Origin of the sequence: Rhizobium mulingense (genome assembly GCF_029194105.1) — a bacterium.
GTDB lineage: Bacteria > Pseudomonadota > Alphaproteobacteria > Rhizobiales > Rhizobiaceae > Rhizobium > Rhizobium mulingense.
Window position 1 is genome coordinate 424,500 of record NZ_JARFVE010000005.1, and the last position, 21,147, is coordinate 445,646.

The 21,147-nt window shown below is 62.1% G+C and carries 22 protein-coding genes, 1 tRNA gene and 2 pseudogenes; 14 read left to right on the forward strand and 11 right to left on the reverse strand.

All coding sequences use genetic code 11. From position 1 onward, the window contains the following. Positions 1 to 19: 19 nt before the first annotated feature. Positions 20 to 1,210 (reverse strand): 1-deoxy-D-xylulose-5-phosphate reductoisomerase, encoded by a 1,191-nt coding sequence (gene dxr / locus PYR71_RS14650; RefSeq protein ID WP_275619864.1) that lies wholly within the window; start codon positions 1,208 to 1,210, stop codon positions 20 to 22. A 371-nt stretch (positions 1,211 to 1,581) separates the two neighbouring features. Here dxr and PYR71_RS14655 point away from each other — a divergent pair, with 371 nt between their 5' ends. Then, positions 1,582 to 2,235 carry a hypothetical protein gene (locus PYR71_RS14655; RefSeq protein ID WP_275619865.1) on the forward strand — a complete coding sequence of 218 codons (654 nt, stop codon included), beginning with the start codon at positions 1,582 to 1,584 and terminating at the stop codon, positions 2,233 to 2,235. Between the two features lie 62 nt (positions 2,236 to 2,297). Beyond that, a complete protein-coding gene (locus PYR71_RS14660; protein ID WP_010034950.1) occupies positions 2,298 to 2,588 on the forward strand; it encodes a BON domain-containing protein in 291 nt (96 codons plus the stop codon). A gap of 116 nt (positions 2,589 to 2,704) precedes the next feature. Here PYR71_RS14660 and PYR71_RS14665 read toward each other — a convergent pair whose 3' ends face one another. Next, positions 2,705 to 2,857, reverse strand: coding sequence for a hypothetical protein (locus tag PYR71_RS14665; protein WP_010034942.1), 153 nt, complete (start codon positions 2,855 to 2,857; stop codon positions 2,705 to 2,707). A gap of 104 nt (positions 2,858 to 2,961) precedes the next feature. Further along, complete coding sequence (locus PYR71_RS14670; RefSeq protein ID WP_064686360.1) at positions 2,962 to 3,225, reverse strand: hypothetical protein; 264 nt, start codon at positions 3,223 to 3,225, stop codon at positions 2,962 to 2,964. A gap of 166 nt (positions 3,226 to 3,391) precedes the next feature. Here PYR71_RS14670 and PYR71_RS14675 point away from each other — a divergent pair, with 166 nt between their 5' ends. Both PYR71_RS14675 and PYR71_RS14680 read left to right on the forward strand, forming a co-directional pair. Further along, positions 3,392 to 3,910, forward strand: coding sequence for a DUF2937 family protein (locus PYR71_RS14675; RefSeq protein ID WP_275619866.1), 519 nt, complete (start codon positions 3,392 to 3,394; stop codon positions 3,908 to 3,910). Positions 3,911 to 4,002: 92 nt separating this feature from the next. Then, positions 4,003 to 4,248, forward strand: a complete 246-nt coding sequence (locus PYR71_RS14680) for a DUF982 domain-containing protein (RefSeq protein WP_275619867.1) — start codon at positions 4,003 to 4,005, stop codon at positions 4,246 to 4,248. Positions 4,249 to 4,280: 32 nt separating this feature from the next. Here PYR71_RS14680 and PYR71_RS14685 read toward each other — a convergent pair. Further along, a tRNA-Arg gene (locus tag PYR71_RS14685) sits at positions 4,281 to 4,357 on the reverse strand. Positions 4,358 to 4,510: 153 nt separating this feature from the next. After that, positions 4,511 to 5,674 (reverse strand): M20 aminoacylase family protein, encoded by a 1,164-nt coding sequence (locus PYR71_RS14690; RefSeq protein WP_275619868.1) that lies wholly within the window; start codon positions 5,672 to 5,674, stop codon positions 4,511 to 4,513. A 158-nt stretch (positions 5,675 to 5,832) separates the two neighbouring features. Here PYR71_RS14690 and PYR71_RS14695 point away from each other — a divergent pair, with 158 nt between their 5' ends. Beyond that, on the forward strand, positions 5,833 to 6,966 hold the full coding sequence (locus PYR71_RS14695; RefSeq protein WP_275619869.1) for a D-alanyl-D-alanine carboxypeptidase family protein: 1,134 nt from the start codon (positions 5,833 to 5,835) through the stop codon (positions 6,964 to 6,966). Positions 6,967 to 6,998: 32 nt separating this feature from the next. Further along, a complete protein-coding gene (locus PYR71_RS14700; protein WP_275619870.1) occupies positions 6,999 to 8,150 on the forward strand; it encodes a CobW family GTP-binding protein in 1,152 nt (383 codons plus the stop codon). A gap of 65 nt (positions 8,151 to 8,215) precedes the next feature. Here the strand turns inward: PYR71_RS14700 and PYR71_RS14705 are convergent, their stop codons facing one another. From PYR71_RS14705 to PYR71_RS14725, 5 genes are all read right to left on the reverse strand, one after another. After that, positions 8,216 to 8,440 carry a sulfurtransferase TusA family protein gene (locus PYR71_RS14705; protein ID WP_275619871.1) on the reverse strand — a complete coding sequence of 75 codons (225 nt, stop codon included), beginning with the start codon at positions 8,438 to 8,440 and terminating at the stop codon, positions 8,216 to 8,218. A 5-nt stretch (positions 8,441 to 8,445) separates the two neighbouring features. Continuing rightward, positions 8,446 to 9,678 carry a L,D-transpeptidase family protein gene (locus tag PYR71_RS14710; RefSeq protein ID WP_275619872.1) on the reverse strand — a complete coding sequence of 411 codons (1,233 nt, stop codon included), beginning with the start codon at positions 9,676 to 9,678 and terminating at the stop codon, positions 8,446 to 8,448. 196 nt (positions 9,679 to 9,874) lie between these two features. Next, positions 9,875 to 10,828: an acetyl-CoA carboxylase carboxyltransferase subunit alpha gene (locus PYR71_RS14715; RefSeq protein WP_183917185.1), complete on the reverse strand. Its 954-nt coding sequence runs from the start codon at positions 10,826 to 10,828 to the stop codon at positions 9,875 to 9,877. 62 nt (positions 10,829 to 10,890) lie between these two features. After that, positions 10,891 to 11,844: a site-specific tyrosine recombinase XerD gene (xerD, locus tag PYR71_RS14720; protein ID WP_275619873.1), complete on the reverse strand. Its 954-nt coding sequence runs from the start codon at positions 11,842 to 11,844 to the stop codon at positions 10,891 to 10,893. 5 nt (positions 11,845 to 11,849) lie between these two features. Then, the gene (locus tag PYR71_RS14725; RefSeq protein ID WP_275619874.1) at positions 11,850 to 12,026 is read right to left on the reverse strand and encodes a hypothetical protein; all 177 of its coding nucleotides are present in this window, start codon (positions 12,024 to 12,026) and stop codon (positions 11,850 to 11,852) included. 148 nt (positions 12,027 to 12,174) lie between these two features. Here PYR71_RS14725 and PYR71_RS14730 point away from each other — a divergent pair, with 148 nt between their 5' ends. Genes PYR71_RS14730 through PYR71_RS14740 form a run of 3 tightly spaced genes read left to right on the forward strand, consistent with a single transcriptional unit; the run spans position 12,175 to position 15,202 of the window. Then, entirely contained in the window at positions 12,175 to 12,765 is a 591-nt protein-coding gene (locus PYR71_RS14730; protein WP_275619875.1) for a shikimate kinase, read from the forward strand. Next, entirely contained in the window at positions 12,762 to 13,892 is a 1,131-nt protein-coding gene (aroB, locus tag PYR71_RS14735) for a 3-dehydroquinate synthase (protein WP_275619876.1), read from the forward strand. Before PYR71_RS14730 ends, aroB begins: the two co-directional genes overlap by 4 nt. Beyond that, a complete protein-coding gene (locus PYR71_RS14740) occupies positions 13,892 to 15,202 on the forward strand; it encodes an HlyC/CorC family transporter (protein WP_183917174.1) in 1,311 nt (436 codons plus the stop codon). Before aroB ends, PYR71_RS14740 begins: the two co-directional genes overlap by 1 nt. Positions 15,203 to 15,244: 42 nt before the next feature. On the opposite strand, the gene PYR71_RS14745 is transcribed toward PYR71_RS14740, so the two are convergent. Then, the gene (locus PYR71_RS14745) at positions 15,245 to 15,529 is read right to left on the reverse strand and encodes a BolA family protein (protein WP_275619877.1); all 285 of its coding nucleotides are present in this window, start codon (positions 15,527 to 15,529) and stop codon (positions 15,245 to 15,247) included. 102 nt (positions 15,530 to 15,631) lie between these two features. Between PYR71_RS14745 and PYR71_RS14750 the strand changes: the two genes are divergently transcribed. The 5 genes and pseudogenes from PYR71_RS14750 to PYR71_RS14770 all read left to right on the forward strand — a co-directional run bounded on the left by PYR71_RS14750 (position 15,632) and on the right by PYR71_RS14770 (position 21,140). Further along, positions 15,632 to 16,249: a J domain-containing protein gene (locus tag PYR71_RS14750; RefSeq protein WP_275619878.1), complete on the forward strand. Its 618-nt coding sequence runs from the start codon at positions 15,632 to 15,634 to the stop codon at positions 16,247 to 16,249. A gap of 305 nt (positions 16,250 to 16,554) precedes the next feature. Beyond that, complete coding sequence (gene cobS, locus PYR71_RS14755; RefSeq protein ID WP_010030065.1) at positions 16,555 to 17,547, forward strand: cobaltochelatase subunit CobS; 993 nt, start codon at positions 16,555 to 16,557, stop codon at positions 17,545 to 17,547. A 12-nt stretch (positions 17,548 to 17,559) separates the two neighbouring features. Then, positions 17,560 to 19,461 (forward strand): cobaltochelatase subunit CobT, encoded by a 1,902-nt coding sequence (gene cobT, locus PYR71_RS14760; protein WP_275619879.1) that lies wholly within the window; start codon positions 17,560 to 17,562, stop codon positions 19,459 to 19,461. A 24-nt stretch (positions 19,462 to 19,485) separates the two neighbouring features. Then, positions 19,486 to 20,512: pseudogene (locus tag PYR71_RS14765) on the forward strand (esterase-like activity of phytase family protein). A gap of 60 nt (positions 20,513 to 20,572) precedes the next feature. After that, positions 20,573 to 21,140, forward strand: a pseudogene (locus PYR71_RS14770) (ATP-binding protein). Positions 21,141 to 21,147 lie beyond the last annotated feature (7 nt).

Sequence of the window (21,147 nt, forward strand, 5' to 3'; positions counted from 1 at the left end):
AAGGAATTATGCGGTAGGCTCAGCCGACGAGATCCAGTTTCATCAATTCCGAAGCCCGCTGCCGGGCCTGGCTGTCGGCGCTGAAAACATCGTCCATCCCGGCAGCCGGCGGCAGGTGGGCCAGATCGTCCATGACCCTCTCGGTGATGTCGGCCATGGCGAGGAAGGACAGGCGTCCTTCGATGAAGGCTTGCAGGGCCACTTCCTTGGCGCCGTTCAGCACGGCGCCCTGGACACCGCCGCGGGTCATCGCAAGACGCGCCAGCCGCAGCGCCGGGAACCGCACCTCGTCAGGCGCTTCGAAATCTAGCCTCGCGAGCCTAGCGAAATCCAAGCGCTCGATCGGCAGGTTCGGCCTGCGCGGAAAGGACAGGGCATAACCGATGGCAGTGCGCATATCGGGCGCGCCGAGCTGGGCTAGGACAGAGCCATCGGTATAGCCGACCATCGAATGAATGATCGATTGCGGGTGAAGGATGACCTCGATCTGTTCGGGCGTCAGGCCGAACAGATGCCGGGCTTCGATCATTTCCAGCGCCTTGTTGAACATCGAGGCACTGTCGATCGAAATCTTCAAGCCCATCGACCAGTTCGGGTGAGCGCGCGCGGTTTCCACCGTCACATCGGCCATTTCCTTGAGCGAGGCGGTGCGGAAGGGGCCGCCCGACGCCGTCAGGATGACGCGTTCGACAGCGTGGCGTTGGCTTTCTTCCAGCACCTGGAAAATTGCATTGTGCTCGCTGTCGACTGGAAGCAGCTTGCCGCCGCCTTCACGAATCGACTTGAGGAAGAGATCGCCGGCCGAGACCAGGCATTCCTTGTTGGCAAGGGCGATATCGGCGCCGCGGCGTGCGGCGGCGAGCGTCGGCGCGAGACCCGCCGTGCCGACGATTGCAGCCATGACCCAGTCGGCTTCGCGATCGGCGGCTTCCATAAGGCCTGATTTTCCCGAGGCGACCGCGATGCCGCTGCCGGAAAGCGCGCTCTTCAGCGATTCGTAATGCCGGTCGCTCGCCGTCACCGCCAGCCGCGCGCCCGATGCTTTTGCCTGCCGGGCCAGCAATTCGACATTACCGTTGCCGGTCAGCACGGAAATTTCGAAGTTGTCCCGTCCGCCCAGGTGTTCGACGACATTGAGCGTGTTGCGGCCGATCGAGCCGGTCGAACCGAAGATGCTGAGGCGCCGCGGCGCCGTTTTGCCGGTCGTCATGTGGAATTTCGCGAAAATTTGTCTCGTAGGCTCAGGCTCTACTAGGGTTTGGAGGGTGCGGCAAGTGTGCGGTGCAGCAGATTTCGGCCCTCAAGGGCTTTACAGAGCGGCGGCGAGATGTGATCCTGGCAATATTCCTGAGGGAATCGTGAATCTCAGGCGGCCGCTCATGGCCGCATGGGTATCAAAGGGCGCAGCGGCGTCCATTTGACGGGCACCTAGCTGCCGCCGGCCGTTCGGCCACATATTAAATCGAGGATGACATTGGGAAGGACGGCTTGGCCGCGCTGCTTCCTTGCGGGTTTTCAGTGCGCACTTTTGCTGCGGCGTCGCGCCGTTCGGTGAGCAAGCTTGCCAAACGATTGGGTCACATGACGATATTCAAGATAGCCTGCGTTCTTTTCACCGTGCTGCTTCTTTCGCTTCCCGCGGCGGCAAAGGCAGACGACCTGCTGATCTGGTCGCCCGCCAAGCTTTCGGACCGGTCGTACAAGGCGACGATGGGTTTTCGTCTGCCGGCGGAATGGGAAACAAGCGCCGGCGCCGACATTGCGCTGGCAGCGACGAAAGGAGGCGCGCCGCTGCCCGATTCCGAACAGGCGATGCTCTGGGGTAGAATCGTGAGAACGAACGTCACACCGGCAGGCCAATCACAGCGGGGCGTGAAGGTCAGCGTCGATACGCTGCGCGGCAGCGGCGCGCTGACGCTCAGTCGTTCGCGCAGCTGGATCCTGTCGGATTCGCTCGACGTGCAATCGAGCCGCTCCGTCAGCGTCGGTTACGATCCGGTCGATGCCCGGCAGGCCTCGGTGACGGCGTCGCAGGCGCTGAAACTCATCCACCCCTGGACAGGGACCGCGCTTTCGGCCGGCGCCGGCCTCAGCAATGCCAGCGGCGATTTCTCCAGTTCGGTGGCTGTCAGCCAGACGATCCTGCCGAACCTCAATCTCGATGCGTCGATGAACAACCCGTTTTCCGAGGACGAGGCCGGCAGTCTCAATCTGCGCTATCGCCTCAACTGGTAACACGCTGAAACCAAAACCAACCGGCGGGCGTTTCCTTTCAAGGTTTCACAGAGGAACGGGTCATGGTTTTCAAGGAGCAGACATTTCACGGGCTGGAGCCTGAAATGGAAGCGGAAATCGCCAATCGCGCGTCTGTCGAGGCGGCCGTCGCCAATGCACTGGCGATTGCCGGCGGTATCGATGCGTCCGACGTCGAGGTGACGATGGAAAAAGACCAGATCGTGCTCAGCGGCACGGTCGGCACAGTCGGGGAGATCGAACGGGCGACCGCGGTCGCCATGGCCGTCGAGGGCGTGCATAACGTTCAGAACCGGATCCTCCTTGGCGGGTTCTCCCTGGACGGCACGCATTGATGGTGAGGGGCGCTCCACCGCATTGGAAGGAGCGCAGGTCGATAGGCCGCGGCCGTGGCTCGACGGCGAGCCGCGCTGCCTTCTCGGTCGCCTTTGTCGGGCCGGCGTTCAGCTGATCAACCGGCGAAGCGCTCGATCAGAAAAGACGAGCCGGCCGGCCGATCGGTCTTCGCCGTGGCCACCGGTCCCTGCAACTGATAGGCGATAGTGAGAAGCAGAGCGCAGACCGCAACATACGCGATTGCCAGAACAGTCATCTTGATAAGCATCGCGAATACTCCCATTTCGCCCTAAACGCGGCGGGATTTGCGAAGTTCCTTGCCGGAGGATACCAGATGAAAAGCCCGGCCGAAAGGATCGGCCGGGCTTTGCCTTAGCGGCAGATTCGGGTTTCCTTGATGACCGTATGGCCGTGGCGGCGGATCTTTTCCGTCTTGGTGAAGCAATCGCGGGAAACGTAGCGCCGCCGCATGTCGTGGCGATAATAGGGACTGTGGTGGCGGTAATAGGGGCGCTCCGAATCACGATAGTAGGGGCGCGCGTCATCCGTAGTGATGGTCACGCTTGCCGCCTGGGACGGCATGGCTGACAAAACGGACGCCGCGGCGAGCGTGCAGGCGAGGACGAACTGTTTCATGACGAGCCTCTCTTTCTCAGTTGCTCACGGGGAGCAACTCGGTTGTCACGGTGTCAACTCGCCAGAAGCGTCGCCGGTTCAATCACATAGCGTTACCGATTGTGTCGAAAGCAGAAACCTTTGCGGCCGCGGATCGTTAGCGCAGGGATAGCCGGAGGCATCGATCATGGGACCGATTGCACGAATCATCGCCATCGTCGCCGGGCTTGCCGGTGGCACGGTGTTTTCGCAGGCGCCTGAATTTGCCCAGCAATATCGCCAGCGAATCGGCGGAGCGATAGACGAATTGCGCGTCATCGTCGAGGATTTCAACAGGCAGGCGACCGAGCACCATCTCAATCGCCAGCAGGCGCTGAAAACCTACGCGCAATCTTCCGACGACTTCCTGCGCGATCGCGGCGCCTCCATGCAAAGCACGATCGCACGCTACGAAACGCTGCTGTCGCAGCAGCTGAAACTCGGCGCCGCCGCCCCCGTGACCAAGCCGTTCGTGCTCATCGGGGAACCGGATGATGTCGTTTTCGCCAATACGTTGCGGGATTTCGTGCCCGGCGTGCCGGTCAGCTTCGCAGGCCTCGTCTGGGCTGCGATTGGTTTTATCAGCGCTTGGGTGATTGCGGCGCTGCTGGGATTTGGCGTGCGGCGGGTTGTGCGCGGCCGGCGAACCTCTCCTCACGCACATTGAACCGATTGGGAAGCAATGCGGTCGGTGCTGATTTGCAAGACGAGACCGATCAGTCTAACTACTCCCACAGCACCCAAGGAAGGCCAAAGAGAATGCAGACCATCTGGACGAAGCCGGTGACGATCGCCCTTGAAGGACCGGATCAATGGGTAGTGATCCAGACCACGCAGGCTGCGACATGGGCATTGATTGAAGACTGGCCCACAGACGAGGGCCCCGCCCTGGATCGGGCTTGCGCCGTGTGCGCCGATGTCATCTCCGGAAAGCGAACCCGGGAGGACGCGCGACAGGCTTTCATCGAAGCTGCGATTGAGGCAAGGATTCCAATCAAGGTGTGAGGCAATACGCGATCTGCTCATCGCTTAAAGACTGGTGATCCCGGCGCGATTCGAACGCGCGACCCCCAGATTAGGAATCTGGTGCTCTATCCTGCTGAGCTACGGGACCACTTGCACGCCATGCATACAAAAGGCTTGGCGTGAAGCCAAGCCTTAATTGTTGCCGAAGCATGTCGCGCAAAACTGTGCGGCGATTTTGCGATGACGACATGCGTAAAATGAACCTGAAGCACGAGGACGAATTGAAAAATCGCGACGCTCTTTAGAGACCCAAGCGTTGTTCGGCGAGGCGGACCCAATAGGAGATGCCGTGGGCGATGGCTTCGTCGTTGAAGTCGTAGGCCGGGTTGTGCAGGCCGGCGCTGTCGCCGTTGCCGATGAAGATGAAGGCGCCGGGGCGGGCATTCAGCATGTAGGAGAAGTCCTCGCCGCCCATCATCGGATCGATTTCGGCGTTGACGTTGTCCTCGCCGGCAATGGCGCTGGCGGTGGCGACCGCGTGCTCCGTCTCATCAGGATGATTGACGGTGACGGGATAGTTGCGGTGGAAACTGATCTCGGCTTCGGCACCGTGGGCTGCGACCACACCATCGACGATCTGCCGGAAGCGCGTCTCGGCAAGCGTGCGCATCTTGTCGTCCAGGGTGCGGACCGTGCCTGCGAAGGTCGCATCGTTCGGAATGACGTTATGGGCGAAGCCGGCGTTGAACTTGGTCACCGAGACGACGACCGAGCTGATCGGATCGGCGGTGCGCGAAGCGATCATCTGTAAGTTGGCGACGATCTGAGCGCCGATAGCGATCGGGTCGATCGTCCGGTGCGGCTGGGCGGCGTGGCCGCCGCGACCCTTGATGGTGACGGTGAACTCGTCGGTCGCCGCCATGATCGCGCCCTTGCGGGTGGCGAACTGGCCGATGGGCAGGCCCGGCAGATTGTGCATGCCGTAGACTTCTTCGATCTCGAAGCGCTCCATCATGCCGTCCTTGACCATCAGGTTGCCGCCGCCGCCGCCTTCTTCGGCGGGCTGGAAGATGACGGCGATGTTGCCGTTGAAATTGCGGGTCTCGGCCAGATATTTCGCGGCGCCGAGCAGCATGGCGGTATGGCCGTCATGGCCGCAGGCATGCATCTTGCCCGGCGTCTTCGAGGCCCAGGGCTTGCCTGATATCTCGGTCAGCGGCAAGGCGTCCATGTCGGCGCGCAGGCCGATAGTGCGGCGGCCTTCGCCCTTGCCTTTGATCAGCCCGACGACCCCGGTGCGCCCGATGCCGGTGACGATCTCGTCAACACCGAATTCCTTGAGCTTTTCGGCGACGAAAGCGGCCGTGTTTTCCACCGCGAAGAGGAGCTCGGGGCGGGCATGAATGTGGCGGCGCCATTCGGCGACTTCATCCTGCAATTCGGCGGCTCTGTTCAAAATCGGCATGTTGGCGTTCCTGTTATGAAATCCCGACAATCTTTGATCGCATCAAAAGGGTGTGAGGCTTTTGGAAATTACTTCGTCAATGACCTTTGCCATGTCATAGCCATATAGGCTAGATAGATGAAGGTTGCGAGATTTTCCGGACATCTGAAGGACGAACCGTGTCGACGAGCCACTTCCGTTTGTTTGCCGCCAAGCGGCCGTTGCGTTTCACCGCCGCCGCGACTGCCGCTTTTTTCGCCTCCGTTTCGCTCGCTCAGGCCAATCCGCATATTCTCGTCGACGTCCAGACCGGCCGCGTGCTCGAACACGAGGAAGCCTTCCGCAAGTGGTATCCGGCCTCGCTCACCAAGCTGATGACGGTCTATACCGTGTTCGATGCGATCCGCGCCGGCCAGATCAGCCTTGATACGCCCATTGTCATGAGCAAGCGCGCCGCCGCGCAGCCGGCAGCCAAAATGTATTTCAAGCCAGGCCAGAAGCTGACGCTCGACAGTGCCTTGAAGATACTCATGGTGAAATCGGCCAACGACATTGCGGTTGCGGTCGCAGAAGCCGTCGGCGGTACGCAGGAAGGTTTCGTGAATCGGATGAACGGCGAGGCGCTGAAGCTCGGCATGACGGATTCGCATTTCGTCAATCCGAACGGCCTGCCGGGCAAGGGGCAGTATACCACGGCGCGCGACCTGGCGGTGCTGACGGTGGCGCTGCGCCGTGACTTTCCGCAATATGCCGGCTATTTCGCGCTCGAGGGCTTCACCACCGGTCAGCAGAACGTGCCGAACCTCAATATGCTGATCGGCCGCTTCGCCGGCGCCGACGGCATGAAGACGGGTTTCATCTGCGCCTCGGGCTTCAACCAAATCGGTTCGGCGACGCGCAACGGCCGTACGCTTGTTTCCGTGGTGCTCGGCACTGACAGTCTCGCGGCGCGTGCCGATGCGACGGCGAACCTGTTGCAGAAGGGCTTTACGACGCAGTTTCCCGGCAGCGACACGCTCGGCTCGCTGAAGCCCTACGGGCCGGGACAAGACCAGGTGACCGACATCACCGCCGATATCTGCAGCGCCAAGGGCGCCAAGATACGCAGCGAAACGCGAGACGAGGTCGGCCGCATGAAGGTGCACTCGCCCTATATTCTGGAAATGGACCACGACCCGCAATTCGTCTTCGCCGGCCTCATTCCGGGGCAGGATCCGCAGCCGTCTCAGCAGCCGGAAAAGGTGGCGACCGGCGATACGGCTGGAGGCATCGCCAACGTGCCGGTGCCGCTGCGGCGCCCGACCTCGTTTTAAGACAAGATGGGCTTTCTAAGGTAAAAGCAGATATGAGCGCGTTTAATGACAGGATTCCGGTCACCATCCTGACCGGCTTTCTCGGCGCCGGCAAATCGACGCTATTGAACCGCATCCTCAAAGACCCTGACATGAAGGATACGGCTGTCATCATCAATGAATTCGGTGATGTCGGCATCGACCATCTGCTGGTCGAAAGTTCAGGCGATTCCATCATCGAATTGTCCGATGGCTGCCTCTGCTGCACGGTGCGGGGCGAGCTTGTGGATACGCTGGCGAACCTGATGGACGCCGTGCAGACGGGTCGCGTCAAACTAGTGAAGCGCGTCGTCATCGAAACGACCGGCCTTGCCGATCCCGCGCCCGTCATGCAGGCGATCATGGGCAATCCGGTCATCGCCACGAATTTCGAGCTCGACGGTGTCATGACGGTCGTCGATGCGGTTAATGGGCTGCAGACGCTCGACAATCACGAGGAAGCGCGCAAGCAAGTTGCGGTCGCAGACCGGCTGATCGTCTCGAAGATATCAATGGCCGGCGCAACGGCGGAGCTGGAACAGCGCCTGCGGACGCTCAATCCGCGCGCGGCGATAATGGATGCCGACGAACCCGAGGCCGGCAGCGCCGCGCTCCTGGTGAACGGTCTCTACGATCCGGCGACGAAGATCGCCGATGTCGGCCGCTGGCTGCAGGACGAGGATGCGCATGAGGCGCATCACCACAATCACGGCCACGATCACAATCACCATCACCATCACAATGGCCACAGCCATGCGGGTCAGGATCCGCACGACGTCAATCGTCACGATGCCTCGATCCGGTCTTTCTCCATCGTCGAAGAGAAGCCGATCGATCCGATGGCACTCGAAATGTTCGTCGATCTCCTGCGCTCGGCCCATGGCGAAAAGCTGCTGCGGATGAAGGCGATCGTATCCGTCTCCGACCGGCCGGAACGGCCGCTGGTGCTGCACGGCGTCCAGAGCATCTTTCACCCGCCGATGCGGCTGCCAGCGTGGCCGAATCCGCAAGACCGGCGCACGCGCATGGTGCTGATCACCAAGGACCTACCCGAGGCCTTCGTGAAGGATCTCTTTGACGCCTTCCTCGGCAAGCCGCGGATCGACACACCGGATCGCCAGGCGCTGTCCGACAATCCGCTCGCAATTCCCGGTTTGCGAATCTAAAAGCGCCACATCAAGCTATCGGAAAATCGAGTCGGATTTTCAGGCCGATGCGCTGGTGACATGTTCTACCGCTTGCGGATCAGGAAGCGATGACCGCCCTCGGTCTTTTCCATCTCGACCAGTTCGTGGCCGTCCTCATTGCAGAAATGCGGCATGTCGATCACCGCCATCGGATCGCTGGTATCGACGAGGATGAGCGCGCCGCTTGCCATGGTGTCAAGCTTCCTGCGTGTCTTCATCACGGGGAGTGGGCATTTCAGGCCGCGAAGATCGTAGAGAACGGGGTTCAAGCCGTTCAGTTCCGCGCCCAGAATTTCCAGAACGGCTTCTTTGCCGCGGCTTCTGCCGTCTCCTGCGGTTCGGGCGCGGGCGCGGTATAGGCCAGCGGATTCTGCATCGGCACCGGCACGACCGCAGGCGCCGCGGCGGCAACGGTCGTTGCCTGCGGCTGGGCCGGCGTTGTCGGCGTGGCGCCGGCCGCGGAGTTGGCGGTGAGGCTCTGCGTCGTGCGCTTGGCCATCAGGTCTTCGAGTTCGGCGACCTTGACCATGCGGCCGGCTTCGAGAGAGGTGCCGGTCGGCGCGAAGGCGAGTTCGCGGCCCTTGCGCAGCTTGGCGACCACGGCTTTGCGCTCGGCTTCGGAAGGGTCGTACCAGGCCATGCCGTCATATTTGCTCATCGCCTTGGCATACTCGGCATCATAGGACTTGCCGTAGGAGGCAAGGGCGGCCGTCAGCGCCGGCGGCGTCGACATGGCAGGGCATTTGCCGGCGGCGTTGAAGGCGCCGCCATCGGTTGCCTGCTGGTTGAAGACATATTTCTTCTCGCAGACGTTCACCTCGGGCGGGCGCTTCGTCACTTCGAAATTGTCGTAGCCGACCTTCAGCATCTTCCAGAAGTCGTAGTTCGGGTCAAGCCGATGCTTGACCATGTTTTCCGCCGTCATGCGGAAGGGGAAGGCCTGCAGCTGCACCGTCGATTGGCCGCCCTTGAAGGCGTCGCGGGCAAAGGCATAGATCTCCAGCACCTGCTGGTCGGTCATCGAATAGCAGCCGGAGGACGAGCAGGCGCCGTGGATCATCAGATCGGAGCCGGTGCGGCCGTTCACCGCGTCGTAGCGGTTCGGGAAGCCGGTGTTGATCGCCAGATAATATTTGGAATTCGGGTTCAGGTTGGCGCGTGTCAGCTCGTAGAAGCCTTCCGGCGCCTGCCGGTCGCCGGTCTTGACCTTCGGACCGAGGCGGCCGGACCAGGCGCAGATCTTGTAATCGGCGATCTTGTCGAAACGGTTGTCGGTCTTCGCTTTCCAGATCTCCATTGCACCTTCTTCCTTGAAGATGCGGATCATGATAGGCGAATTGCGGTCCATGCCCTTGGCGGCCATGGCGTTGAGGATATGGGGAGGGAGCGGCTGCTCGACCTTGTTCTTGACCTTGGAGAGATCAACCTGCGCGGTTTCCAGCGTGTCGTTGCAGCCGGCGAGAGCCAGCGCGATGAGGGAAACATAGGCAAAATGACGTATGCGCATCCAAATTAGCCCATAAAGATAGTGCGACCCGGTCCGCCTATGGAGTTCGGGCACTGGAAGGAATCATAGGCGGCTTATACTTTATAAAACCTTATCAGCCTATGACGTGCCCCGAACATCCCCGCAAGCGCGAATGTTACAGATAATATCAATGTGGCCAAGATTTGGCCTCAATCGCTGAAAAGCGCAACTTGTCTTAGAGGTTGCGGCCCATATTGAGGAATTTCTGACGCCGTTCGTTGCGCAGCTGTTCGCCGGAACGCGATGCCATTTCGCCGAGCGCATTGGCGATGACATCGCCGGTTGCGGCTATGACGCTGTCGGGATCGCGATGGGCGCCGCCGAGCGGCTCGGAAATGATGCCATCGATGACGCCAAGCGACTTCAGGTCTTCGGCGGTGATCTTCATGTTGGTCGCCGCTTCCCGGGCGCGGGTCGAATCGCGCCAGAGAATGGACGCGGCGCCCTCCGGCGAGATGACGCTGTAGATCGAATGCTCGAGCATATAGACCCTGTTGCCGGTGGCGATCGCGATCGCGCCGCCAGAGCCGCCTTCGCCGATGACGACGGAAACGAGGGGAACCTTGACGCCGAGGCACATTTCCGTCGAGCGGGCGATCGCCTCGGCTTGGCCGCGCTCTTCGGCGCCGACGCCGGGATAGGCGCCGGCCGTATCCACCAGCGAAATCACCGGCAGGCCGAAACGATCAGCCATTTCAAGGATGCGGATCGCCTTGCGGTAGCCTTCCGGGCGGGGGCTGCCGAAATTGTGTTTCAGCCGCGACTTGGTGTCGTTGCCCTTTTCCTGGCCGATGACGGCGACAGGCTGACCGCGAAAGCGGGCAAGGCCTGCCTGGATGGCGGCATCCTCGGAAAACTTGCGGTCGCCGGCCAGCGGCGTGAATTCCTGAAACAGCGTCTTGGCGTAATCGACGAAGTGCGGGCGCTGCGGATGGCGGGCGACCTGCGTCTTCTGCCAGGCGTTGAGCTTGGAATAGATTTCGACGATCGCCTCACGGACGCGAACCTCCAGCCGGCTGATCTCGTCGGTGGTGTCGATGCTCTCGTCTTCCGTTGCGAGCTTCTTCAGCTCGATGATCTTGCCTTCGAGGTCGGAGATCGGCTTTTCGAAGTCGAGATAATTGTGCATGAGGTGCGTTTCCGTTCCTTGTGCCCGGGGCGTTTTCCTGGCTCCGCCCCTTGTCGCCGGTCCTATTCGTGCTTTTTCGCCTGTTTGGCAAGGGGGTGATGCGTCTGGACGAGCTGCTGCAGCCTCTCTTCGAGCACATGTGTGTAGATCTGTGTGGTCGAAATGTCCGAATGGCCGAGCAGTTCCTGCACGACGCGCAGATCGGCGCCGTTGGCGAGCAGATGGCTGGCAAAGGCGTGGCGCATGACATGCGGCGAGATCAGCGACGGCGTCAGACCGGCGCGGATCGCTAGGTTCTTCAGGTCGCGCGCAAAGACCTGACGCGGCAGGTAGCCCTCCTTCGAGGCGGCCGGAAACAGCCAGGGGCTTTCCTGCGGCTCCTTCGCCACGGCATTTTCGGTCGTCAGCAGCCGCCCGTAGGATTTCAGCGCCCTGATCGCCGATTGCGACAACGGCACTAGCCGCTCCTTGTTGCCCTTGCCGCGGATCATCAGGAAGCGGCCCTCCTGGTCGAGGACGCGGGCGGGAAGCGAGACGAGCTCGCTGACGCGCATGCCGGTGGCATAGAGCAATTCCAGCAGCGCCAGCATGCGCAGGCGCTGCAACTGGCCCGGGGCCGGATCCTCGGCCTCGGTCTGCGCCTGGAATAGCAGCCTGCCGACCTCCTCGACCCCCATCGTCTTCGGCAGCGGCCGGCCTTTCTTCGGCGCGTCGAGCACGCCGGTGGGGTCGTCGGTGCGAATGCCTTCTGCGTAGAGGAACTTGTAGAACTGCCGCATGGCCGCAAGCCGGCGCGCTTGCGAGGAGGGCTTGAAACCCTGGCTGGCGAGCGAGGCGAGATAGGCGGAAAGATCGGCGGAGGCGGCTTCGGTCAACCTGATGCTGCGGCCGTTCAGGAAGGACCGGATGTCATCGAGATCGCGCTCATAGGATTGCAGCGTGTTGGCGGCGGCGCCTCGTTCGGCGCTCATCATTTCCAGGAAGGATTCCACATGGACGCGGCCGAGATCCACCATGCCGGTCACTTCCTGGTCGTGCCGATCGCGCCCGTCGCCGGCGGATTGACCCGTTCGGACGGAATGCGGATTGTCACGTCGCGCGGCTCGGGCTCCACGAAGGTCGCAAGCGCCCACATCGCTCCGTAAACCGTCCCGGCGAGGATCGCGCAGACGAACAGAAAACGGAACAGGGTCGGCATCCGGCAACTCCTTCATGCTCTGCTTCTGTTATAAGAAGCGTATCTGCAAGTGCAAGAAGCGGTATTCAAGCCATGATTCCCTTGTCCGCGACTTGACGCTCCATCTGCATTTGTCGATACGGTTTGCAAACAAAGTGTGAATGGACCGATGAGTGAACCACTGCTGACCGTTGCTGACAGCCTGAAAGACAGAGCTCGCGCCGCGCTCGGTTCACGCAATCTGATCCTTGTCGGCCTGATGGGGGCGGGAAAATCCTCCGTCGGGCGGATTGTCGCCAGCCAGCTCGGCATTCCCTTCATCGACAGCGACCACGAAATCGAGCGAGTGTCGCGCATGACGATCGCCGAACTTTTCGCGGCCTATGGCGAGGACGAATTCCGGGCGCTGGAAACGCGGGTCATGAAGCGTCTGCTGAAGAGCGGTCCGCGCGTCGTCTCCACCGGCGGCGGCGCCTTCGTCAACGAGCGGACGCGCAGGCATATCAAGAGGGGCGGCCTTTCGGTCTGGCTGAAGGCGGATCTCGACGTGCTCTGGGAACGGGTCAACAAACGCGACACGCGGCCACTGCTCAAGACCGAAAGTCCGAAGCAGACGCTCGAAAACCTGATGAACGCACGGTATCCGATCTACGCCCAGGCCGATCTGACCGTGCTCTCGCGCGATGTGCGCAAGGAAATCATGGCCGACGAGGTGCTGAAGGCGGTGATCGAAGCTCAGAAGGAAAATACAGCGTCATGAATGCGATAAGCTCAGCGCAGGCCGTCCAGACCGTGCATGTGCCGCTCGGCGAGCGCGCCTACGACATCCTGATCGGGCCGGGGCTGATTGCGCGGGCCGGTGCCGAGATCGCTTCGCGCCTCAAGGGCCGCAAGGCGGCTGTCATCACCGACGAACATGTCGCGCCGCTCTATCTCGACGCCCTCGTTGCCAGCCTCGATGCGGCGGGCATTGCCTCGGCTGCGGTCGTGCTGCCGGCCGGCGAGAAGACGAAGAGTTTCGAACATCTGATGACGGCTTGCGATAAGGTGCTGGAAGCCCGCGTCGAGCGCAACGACTGCGTCATCGCGCTCGGCGGCGGAGTCATTGGCGACCTTTCGGGGTTTGCGGCCGGCATTGTGCGTCGCGGCGTGCGCTTCGTGCAGGTGCCGACCTCGCTGCTGGCGCAGGTCGATTCCTCCGTCGGCGGCAAGACCGGCATCAATTCCCGCCACGGCAAAAACCTGATCGGCGTCTTCCATCAGCCGGACCTGGTTCTGGCAGACACCGACGTGCTGAATACGCTGAGCGAACGGGAATTCCGCGCCGGCTACGCCGAGGTGGCGAAATACGGTCTGATCGACAAGCCGGATTTCTTCGCCTGGCTGGAAGCGAACTGGAAGGCCGTGTTTGCCGGGGGCGCCGCCCGCATCGCAGCGATCGCCGCCAGCTGCCAGGCAAAAGCCGATGTCGTCGTCGCCGACGAGCGCGAGACCGGTCAGCGGGCGTTGCTCAATCTCGGCCACACCTTCGGCCATGCGCTGGAAGCGGCCACCGGCTATGACAGTCGCCGCCTTGTGCACGGCGAAGGCGTTTCGATCGGCATGGTGCTAGCCCATGAATTCTCCGGACGGATGAACCTTGCCAGCCCCGACGATGCGCGCCGCGTCGAGCGGCATCTGCAGGCGGTCGGCCTGCCGACCCGGATGTCCGACATTCCGGGCGAGCTGCCGCCGGCCGAGATGCTGATGGATGCGATCGCGCAGGACAAGAAGGTCAAGGGCGGCAAGCTCACCTTCATCCTGACGCGCGGCATCGGCCAGTCCTTCGTCGCCGACGACGTTCCGGCCTCCGAGGTGATCAGCTTTCTCCGGGAAAAACACCCCTGATGACGGTCGAAGGCGCTCTGGCATTTCTCGCGACATATTGGCCGGAGATCCTTTCGATCACGGCCCTCGTGCTGATGTCCGCCTTTTTTTCCGGCTCGGAAACCGCGCTGACCGCCGTTTCGCGCAGCCGCATCCATACGCTTGAGGTCAACGGCGACGAGCGCGCCGGCCTCGTCCGCCAGCTGATCGAACGGCGCGACCGGCTAATCGGCGCGTTGTTGATCGGCAACAATCTCGCCAATATCCTGTCGTCGTCGATCGCCACTAGCGTGTTTCTCGGGTTGTTCGGCAGTTCCGGCGTGGCGCTGGCGACGCTGGCGATGACCGTCATCCTCGTCATCTTCGCGGAAGTGCTTCCGAAGAGCTGGGCGATCTCGACGCCGGAGCGCTTCGCGCTTGCGGTGGCGCTTCCAGCCAGGCTTTTCGTCGCCGTCGTCGGACCGGCCTCCTCCTTCGTCAATGCGGTCGTGCGGCAGATTTTGGCACTGTTCGGCATCAATCTCTCACGGGAGGTGTCGATGCTGACGGCGCATGAGGAACTGCGCGGCGCCGTCGATCTGCTCCACCGTGAGGGATCGGTGGTAAAGGCCGATCGCGACCGGCTCGGCGGCGTGCTCGACCTCGGTGAGCTGGAATTGTCAGACATCATGGTCCACCGCACCGCGATGCGGGCAATCAATGCCGACGATCCGCCGGAAACGGTGGTGCGCGCCATCCTTGAAAGCCCCTATACGCGCATGCCGCTCTGGCGCGGCACGATCGACAACATCATCGGCGTCGTCCATGCCAAGGATCTGCTGCGCGCACTGGCCGAGCCGAACATGGAGCCGCAGAACCTGGATATCGTCAAGATCGCGCAGAAGCCGTGGTTCGTGCCCGACAGCACCAACCTCGAAGACCAGCTCAATGCCTTCCTGCGCCGCAAACAGCATTTCGCCGTCGTCGTCGACGAATATGGCGAGGTGCAGGGCATCGTCACGCTCGAGGATATTCTCGAGGAAATCGTCGGCGACATTTCCGACGAGCACGACATCGAGATTCAGGGCGTGCGCCAGGAGGCGGATGGTTCGGTCGTCGTCGATGGCGGCGTGCCGATCCGCGACCTGAACCGTGCGCTCGACTGGAACCTGCCCGACGAGGAGGCGACGACAATCGCCGGCCTCGTCATCCATGAATCGATGACCATTCCGGAAGAGCGCCAGGCCTTCACCTTTTACGGCAAACGTTTCGTCGTCATGAAGCGGGAGAAGAACCGCATTACCAAGCTGCGCATCCGTCCGGCCGGGGAAGACGGCGCGAAATCCGCCTGATCCCGCTTGGATCGCCGGCGGTCATTCCCCATATAGACGCTGCTACCATCGCGTCGCCTCGCCGGGTGCCGCCGGTTCGACGGCCAGCGCGTGCAGGCCGGCTTCGAGTTCCGGTTTCAACAAATCCGTGATGGCGCGGTGGCGCGCCAGCCGCGACAGGCCGGCGAATTTCGCCGAAACGATCCTCACCCGCATGTGGGTTTCGCCGGTGCCTGTGATATCGGGTTGATGGCCGGCATGCAGGTGGCTTTCGTCGATGACGCTTAGGCGTTCGGGCGCGAAGGCTTCGACAAGTTTTTCTTCGATGCGGGTCCTGAGGGTCATCATCCGGTCTTGCTGTTGCGCGAAAGGGGTTCCCACCAAGCCAGCAACATTCCCATTTGTCAATTCTTGTTGTCGCCTTGCGACAGCCCCATAATTAGCGCCGCCATGAGACTTGATTCCAAATATTTCGATCGCATCCGAACACGCCGCAAACGCGAGCAGGAGACAGAGCAGGCGCCGCCTACCTGTCAATGGGACGGCTGCGACAAGAAAGGTGCGCATCGCGCTCCCGTCGGACGCAATGCCGAAGGCCAGTTCTTTTTGTTCTGTTTCGAACACGTCAAGGAATACAACAAGGGCTACAACTATTTCTCCGGTCTTTCGGACGGCGAGATCGCGCGATACCAGAAAGAGGCGGTCACCGGCCACCGGCCGACATGGACCGTCGGCGTCAACAAATCGGCGAAGGACAGTCCGCTGCATTCGGAAGTCCGCTCCGGCGCTTATACGCGCGTTCGCGATCCCTTCGGCTTCGTCAAGGAAGGCGGCAAGGGCAGCGGGCCGCGTTTTCCCCAGGCGCGCAAGCTGAAATCGCTGGAAAGCAAGGCCTTCGATACGATGGGGCTGCATGCCAATGCGACGTCGGCGGAGATCAAGAGCCGCTACAAAGAACTGGTCAAGAAGCACCATCCGGATGCCAATGGCGGTGACCGCGGTTCGGAGGAGCGTTTCCGTGCCGTCATCCAGGCCTATCAATTGTTGAAGCAGAATGGTTTTTGTTAATTCCCGTCCTTGCTCTTAGGCTTCAATCGGGTATGGTCCAAATCGGCTGAGGCCGCAGGCAAACGCGGCTCCTATTTGCGTGTTTACCCATCGCCTCCGCCGACCTTCCGGACGCGGCGTTTCTTGTCCGGGACTCTTTCAAGAATGCTCGCACGCGGTCATCATCCCGCCGAGGTTTCGTTTCAGTCCCGGAGAAGTATCGCCGACGTTCCGACCTGGACGGGCGCGGAGATAATCGCGGCGTCACGGTTGCGACATGGCCTGAGACAGTATGGCCGGGTGGCATCACCCGCCTTGGAGACATGATGAGCAAGATCGACCTGGATATATCTGAACTGCCCGATACCACCGTTTCGGTCCGCGAGACCTTTGGCATCGATTCGGACATCCGCGTTCCCGCCTACAGCAAGGGCGACGCCTATGTGCCGGACCTCGATCCCGACTATCTGTTCGACCGCGACACGACGCTCGCCATTCTCGCAGGCTTTGCCCATAACCGCCGCGTGATGATCTCCGGCTATCACGGCACCGGCAAGTCCTCGCACATCGAACAGGTGGCGGCACGGCTCAATTGGCCCTGCGTGCGCATCAACCTCGACAGCCATGTCAGCCGTATCGATCTCGTCGGCAAGGACGCGATCGTCGTCAAGGACGGCCTCCAGGTCACCGAATTCAAGGACGGCATTCTGCCCTGGGCCTATCAGCACAATGTCGCCCTCGTCTTCGACGAATATGATGCTGGTCGTCCCGACGTGATGTTCGTCATCCAGCGCGTACTCGAATCCTCCGGCCGCCTGACGCTGCTCGATCAGAGCCGCGTCATCCGGCCGCACCCGGCTTTCCGCCTGTTTGCGACCGCCAATACGATCGGCCTCGGTGACACCACAGGCCTTTATCACGGCACGCAGCAGATCAACCAGGCGCAGATGGACCGCTGGTCGATCGTCACGACGCTGAACTACCTGCCGCATGACCACGAAGTGAATATTGTCGCCGCCAAGGTGAAGAGCTTCGGCAAGGACAGGGAAGGCCGCGAGATCGTGTCAAAGATGGTGCGTGTCGCAGATCTGACCCGCGCTGCCTTCATGAACGGCGACCTGTCGACCGTCATGAGCCCGCGCACGGTTATCACCTGGGCTGAGAACGCCGAGATCTTCGGTGATCTCGCCTTTGCCTTCCGCACCACCTTCCTCAACAAGTGCGACGAGCTGGAGCGGCCGCTGGTCGCCGAGCACTATCAGCGCGCCTTCGGCGTCGAGCTGAAGGAAAGTGCCGCCAACATCGTTCTCGGAGCCTGAGACCGACCGATCATGGCAGCTCGCGGTGACAATTCGAAAGCAAAGCCCGGCGCGCCCGTCGATGTCGAGCCGTTGCGCCGGGCGATATCAGGGTGCGTGCGCTCGGTCGCCGGTGACGGCGATGTCGAGGTAACCTTCGCCAACGAACGGCCGGGAATGACCGGCGAGCGCATCCGCCTGCCGGAGCTTTCCAAGCGGCCGACGGCGCATGAGCTGGCGGTCACCCGCGGGCTTGGCGACTCCATGGCGCTGCGGCTTGCCTGCCATGACGAGAAGGTGCATGCGACGATGGCGCCGCAGGGCTCGGACGCCCGGGTGATCTTCGACGCGGTCGAGCAGGCGCGCGTCGAATCGATCGGCGCGCTGCGCATGGAGGGCATGGCGTCGAACCTTCGTTCCATGACGGAGGAGAAATACTCCAAGGCGAACTTCACCGGCATCGAGCGCCAGGAAGACGCACCGATCGGTGAAGCCGTCGCGATGATGGTGCGTGAGAAGCTGACCGGCCAGCGCCCGCCGGCCTCCGCCGGCAAGGTGCTCGACCTCTGGCGCGGCTTCATCGAGGACAAGGCGGGCTCCGAGCTCGATAACCTGTCGGGCGCGATCAACGACCAGCAGGCCTTCGCCAAGGTAATCCGCAACATGCTGTCGGCCATGGAGATGGCCGAGGAATACGGCGACGACGACAGCCAAGCCGACAATGACGATCAGTCGGAGCAGGAAGACCAGCCGAGCGGCGACGAGCAGGATCAGGACGAGGTCGACGAGGATGCCGGCACCGATGCCGCCCCGGTCGAGGACAGTGAAGTTTCCGACGAACAGATGGAGGACGGCGAGACCGAAGGCGCCGAAATCTCCGACGACGACATGATGGAAGAGGGCGAGGACGATTCGGAAACGCCGGGCGAGACCCGCCGCCCGAACACGCCCTTTGCCGATTTCAACGAAAAGGTCGATTATCACGTCTATACCGAAGAGTTCGACGAGATCATCACCGCCGAGGAGCTCTGCGACGCCGCTGAGCTGGAGCGCCTGCGCGCCTTCCTCGACAAGCAGCTGGCGCATCTGCAGGGCGCCGTCGGTCGCCTCGCCAACCGGCTGCAGCGCCGCCTGATGGCGCAGCAGAACCGCTCCTGGGATTTCGACCTGGAGGAGGGTTATCTCGATCCGGCCCGGCTGCAGCGCATCATCATCGATCCGATGCAGGCGCTCTCCTTCAAGATGGAGCGCGACACCCAGTTCCGCGATACGGTCGTCACTCTGCTCATCGACAATTCCGGCTCGATGCGCGGCCGGCCGATCACGGTTGCGGCCACCTGCGCCGACATTCTTGCCCGCACGCTGGAGCGCTGCGGCGTCAAGGTAGAGATCCTCGGCTTCACGACAAAGGCCTGGAAGGGCGGACAGGCGCGTGAAAGCTGGCTTGCCGGCGGCAAGCCGCAGACGCCGGGCCGCCTCAATGACCTGCGCCACATCGTCTACAAATCGGCCGATGCGCCGTGGCGGCGGGCGCGCGCCAATCTCGGGCTGATGATGCGCGAGGGTCTGCTGAAGGAAAATATCGACGGCGAGGCGCTGATCTGGGCGCATAACCGCCTGCTTGCGCGCCGCGAACAGCGCCGCATTCTGATGATGATCTCGGACGGGGCGCCGGTGGACGATTCGACGCTGTCGGTCAATCCCGGCAATTATCTGGAGCGGCATTTGCGTGCCGTCATCGAACGGATCGAGACCCGTTCGCCGGTGGAATTGCTGGCGATCGGTATCGGTCACGACGTGACGCGCTACTACCGCCGGGCCGTGACGATCGTCGATGCCGACGAGCTTGCCGGGGCGATGACCGAGCAGCTTGCGTCGCTCTTCGAAGATCAATCCGTCCAGCCGCGCGGCGGCCGGCTGCGCCGTGCCGGCTGACGCCGCTTCAGGGAAATGTCCCGAATGACAGGTAAGCGCCTCCGCCGTGCGGCGTCGATCGCTCTCTGCATCGCAACAGGCGCTTGCCCCTCATGGGCCGGCGGCGAAGTGCCGGTTATTAGCCGGCAAAATATCGGAATTCAGGATCGGCTCTTCGGAGGCGAAATTCGGACCGCTGGAATTTCTCGGCGGCCTGGAGATGGTTTCCGGCAAGGCGCTGTTCGGCTCGCTTTCCTCTATCCGTTTCCGGCCGGACCAAAAGCATTTCGTGGTCGTGCTCGATACCGGCCAGTGGCTGACCGGCAGCATCGAGCGCGACGCCAAGGGAAAGCTTTCGGGCCTTTCGGATGTCGAGATCACCCCGATGAAGAACCGTGCGGGCCTGAGTTTGGAAGGCAAGGGATATATGGATGCCGAGGGCTTGGCGCTCGACGGCGACCGGGTCCTGGTCTCCTTCGAGCAGGATCATCGCGTCGATATCTATCCCGATCCCGGCTTTGCCGAATCGCGGGCGATCGGCACCCTTCCGCTGCTCATTCCGCGCAAGATGCTGAAGGACAATCGCGGCATCGAGACGATTGCTGTTGCGCCCGCATCGAGCCCGCTCAAGGGCGGTGTGGTTGTGGTCTCGGAGCGCGGCCTCGACAGCGAGGGCAACCGGGTGGCGGCGATTCTCAGCGGGCCGCTGAAAGGGCGTTTTGCGGTGGCGCGGGACGGCAGCTTCGACGCCACCGACGGGACCTTCCTGCCGAACGGCGACCTGCTGCTGCTCGAACGCCGCTTCAACATGGCCGAGGGCATCGGCATGCGGCTTCGTCGCATCAAGGGCGCCGATATCAGGCCGGGGGCCGTGGTCGAGGGCGAATTGCTGCTCGAAGGCAATTTCAATTCGCAGATCGACAATATGGAAGGTCTCGATGCTTTTCAGGCGGCCGACGGCACGACCCATATCGTTCTGGTGTCGGATGACAACCATTCCATTCTGCAGCGTAATCTGATGCTGGAATTCCGGCTCGCCGAAGAGCCGCAATTGCTCGGATCGTCAGATTGACGTCACATGCCTCGGTTATCCCGCTCGCGGTATCGCAAGCGGCGGTTTCGGAGGAAAATCATGGTGCATATTCATGTCATGGGTGCGTCCGGTTCCGGCACTACGTCGCTCGGTCACGCGCTTGCGGCACGGCTGGATATCGCCCATCTCGACACCGACGACTTCTTCTGGCTGCCGACTGATCCACCGTTCACGACGCCGCGGGATGCCGGCGAGCGCATAAGGCTGCTGCTCGAGGAGACGCGGCGGCCCGGCGGCCTGGGTTCTTTCCGGGTCGGCGCTGAAATGGGGAAGGCCGCTCGAGCCGCTCTACGATCTGATCGTGTTCCTCAGGATCGAACCGGAGCTTCGAATGGCGCGAATCTGTGCGCGCGAGGCGGCTCGATACGGAAATAGGATCGGGCCTGGCGGCGACATGGAAACCAAAGGCGGAGAATTCCTGGAATGGGCGGCAAGCTATGACACGGCCGGCCCGGAACGCCGTAGTCTTGCGGCGCATGAGCAATGGCTGGAAACGCAGACGGCGCCCGTCCTCAGGCTCGATTCATCGCGGGAACTAGACGATCTAGCTGCGGAGGTACTGCTGCACCCGGCAATCGCCGCCGGTGCGGTCCGGCGGCGGCGGTGACTTGCTC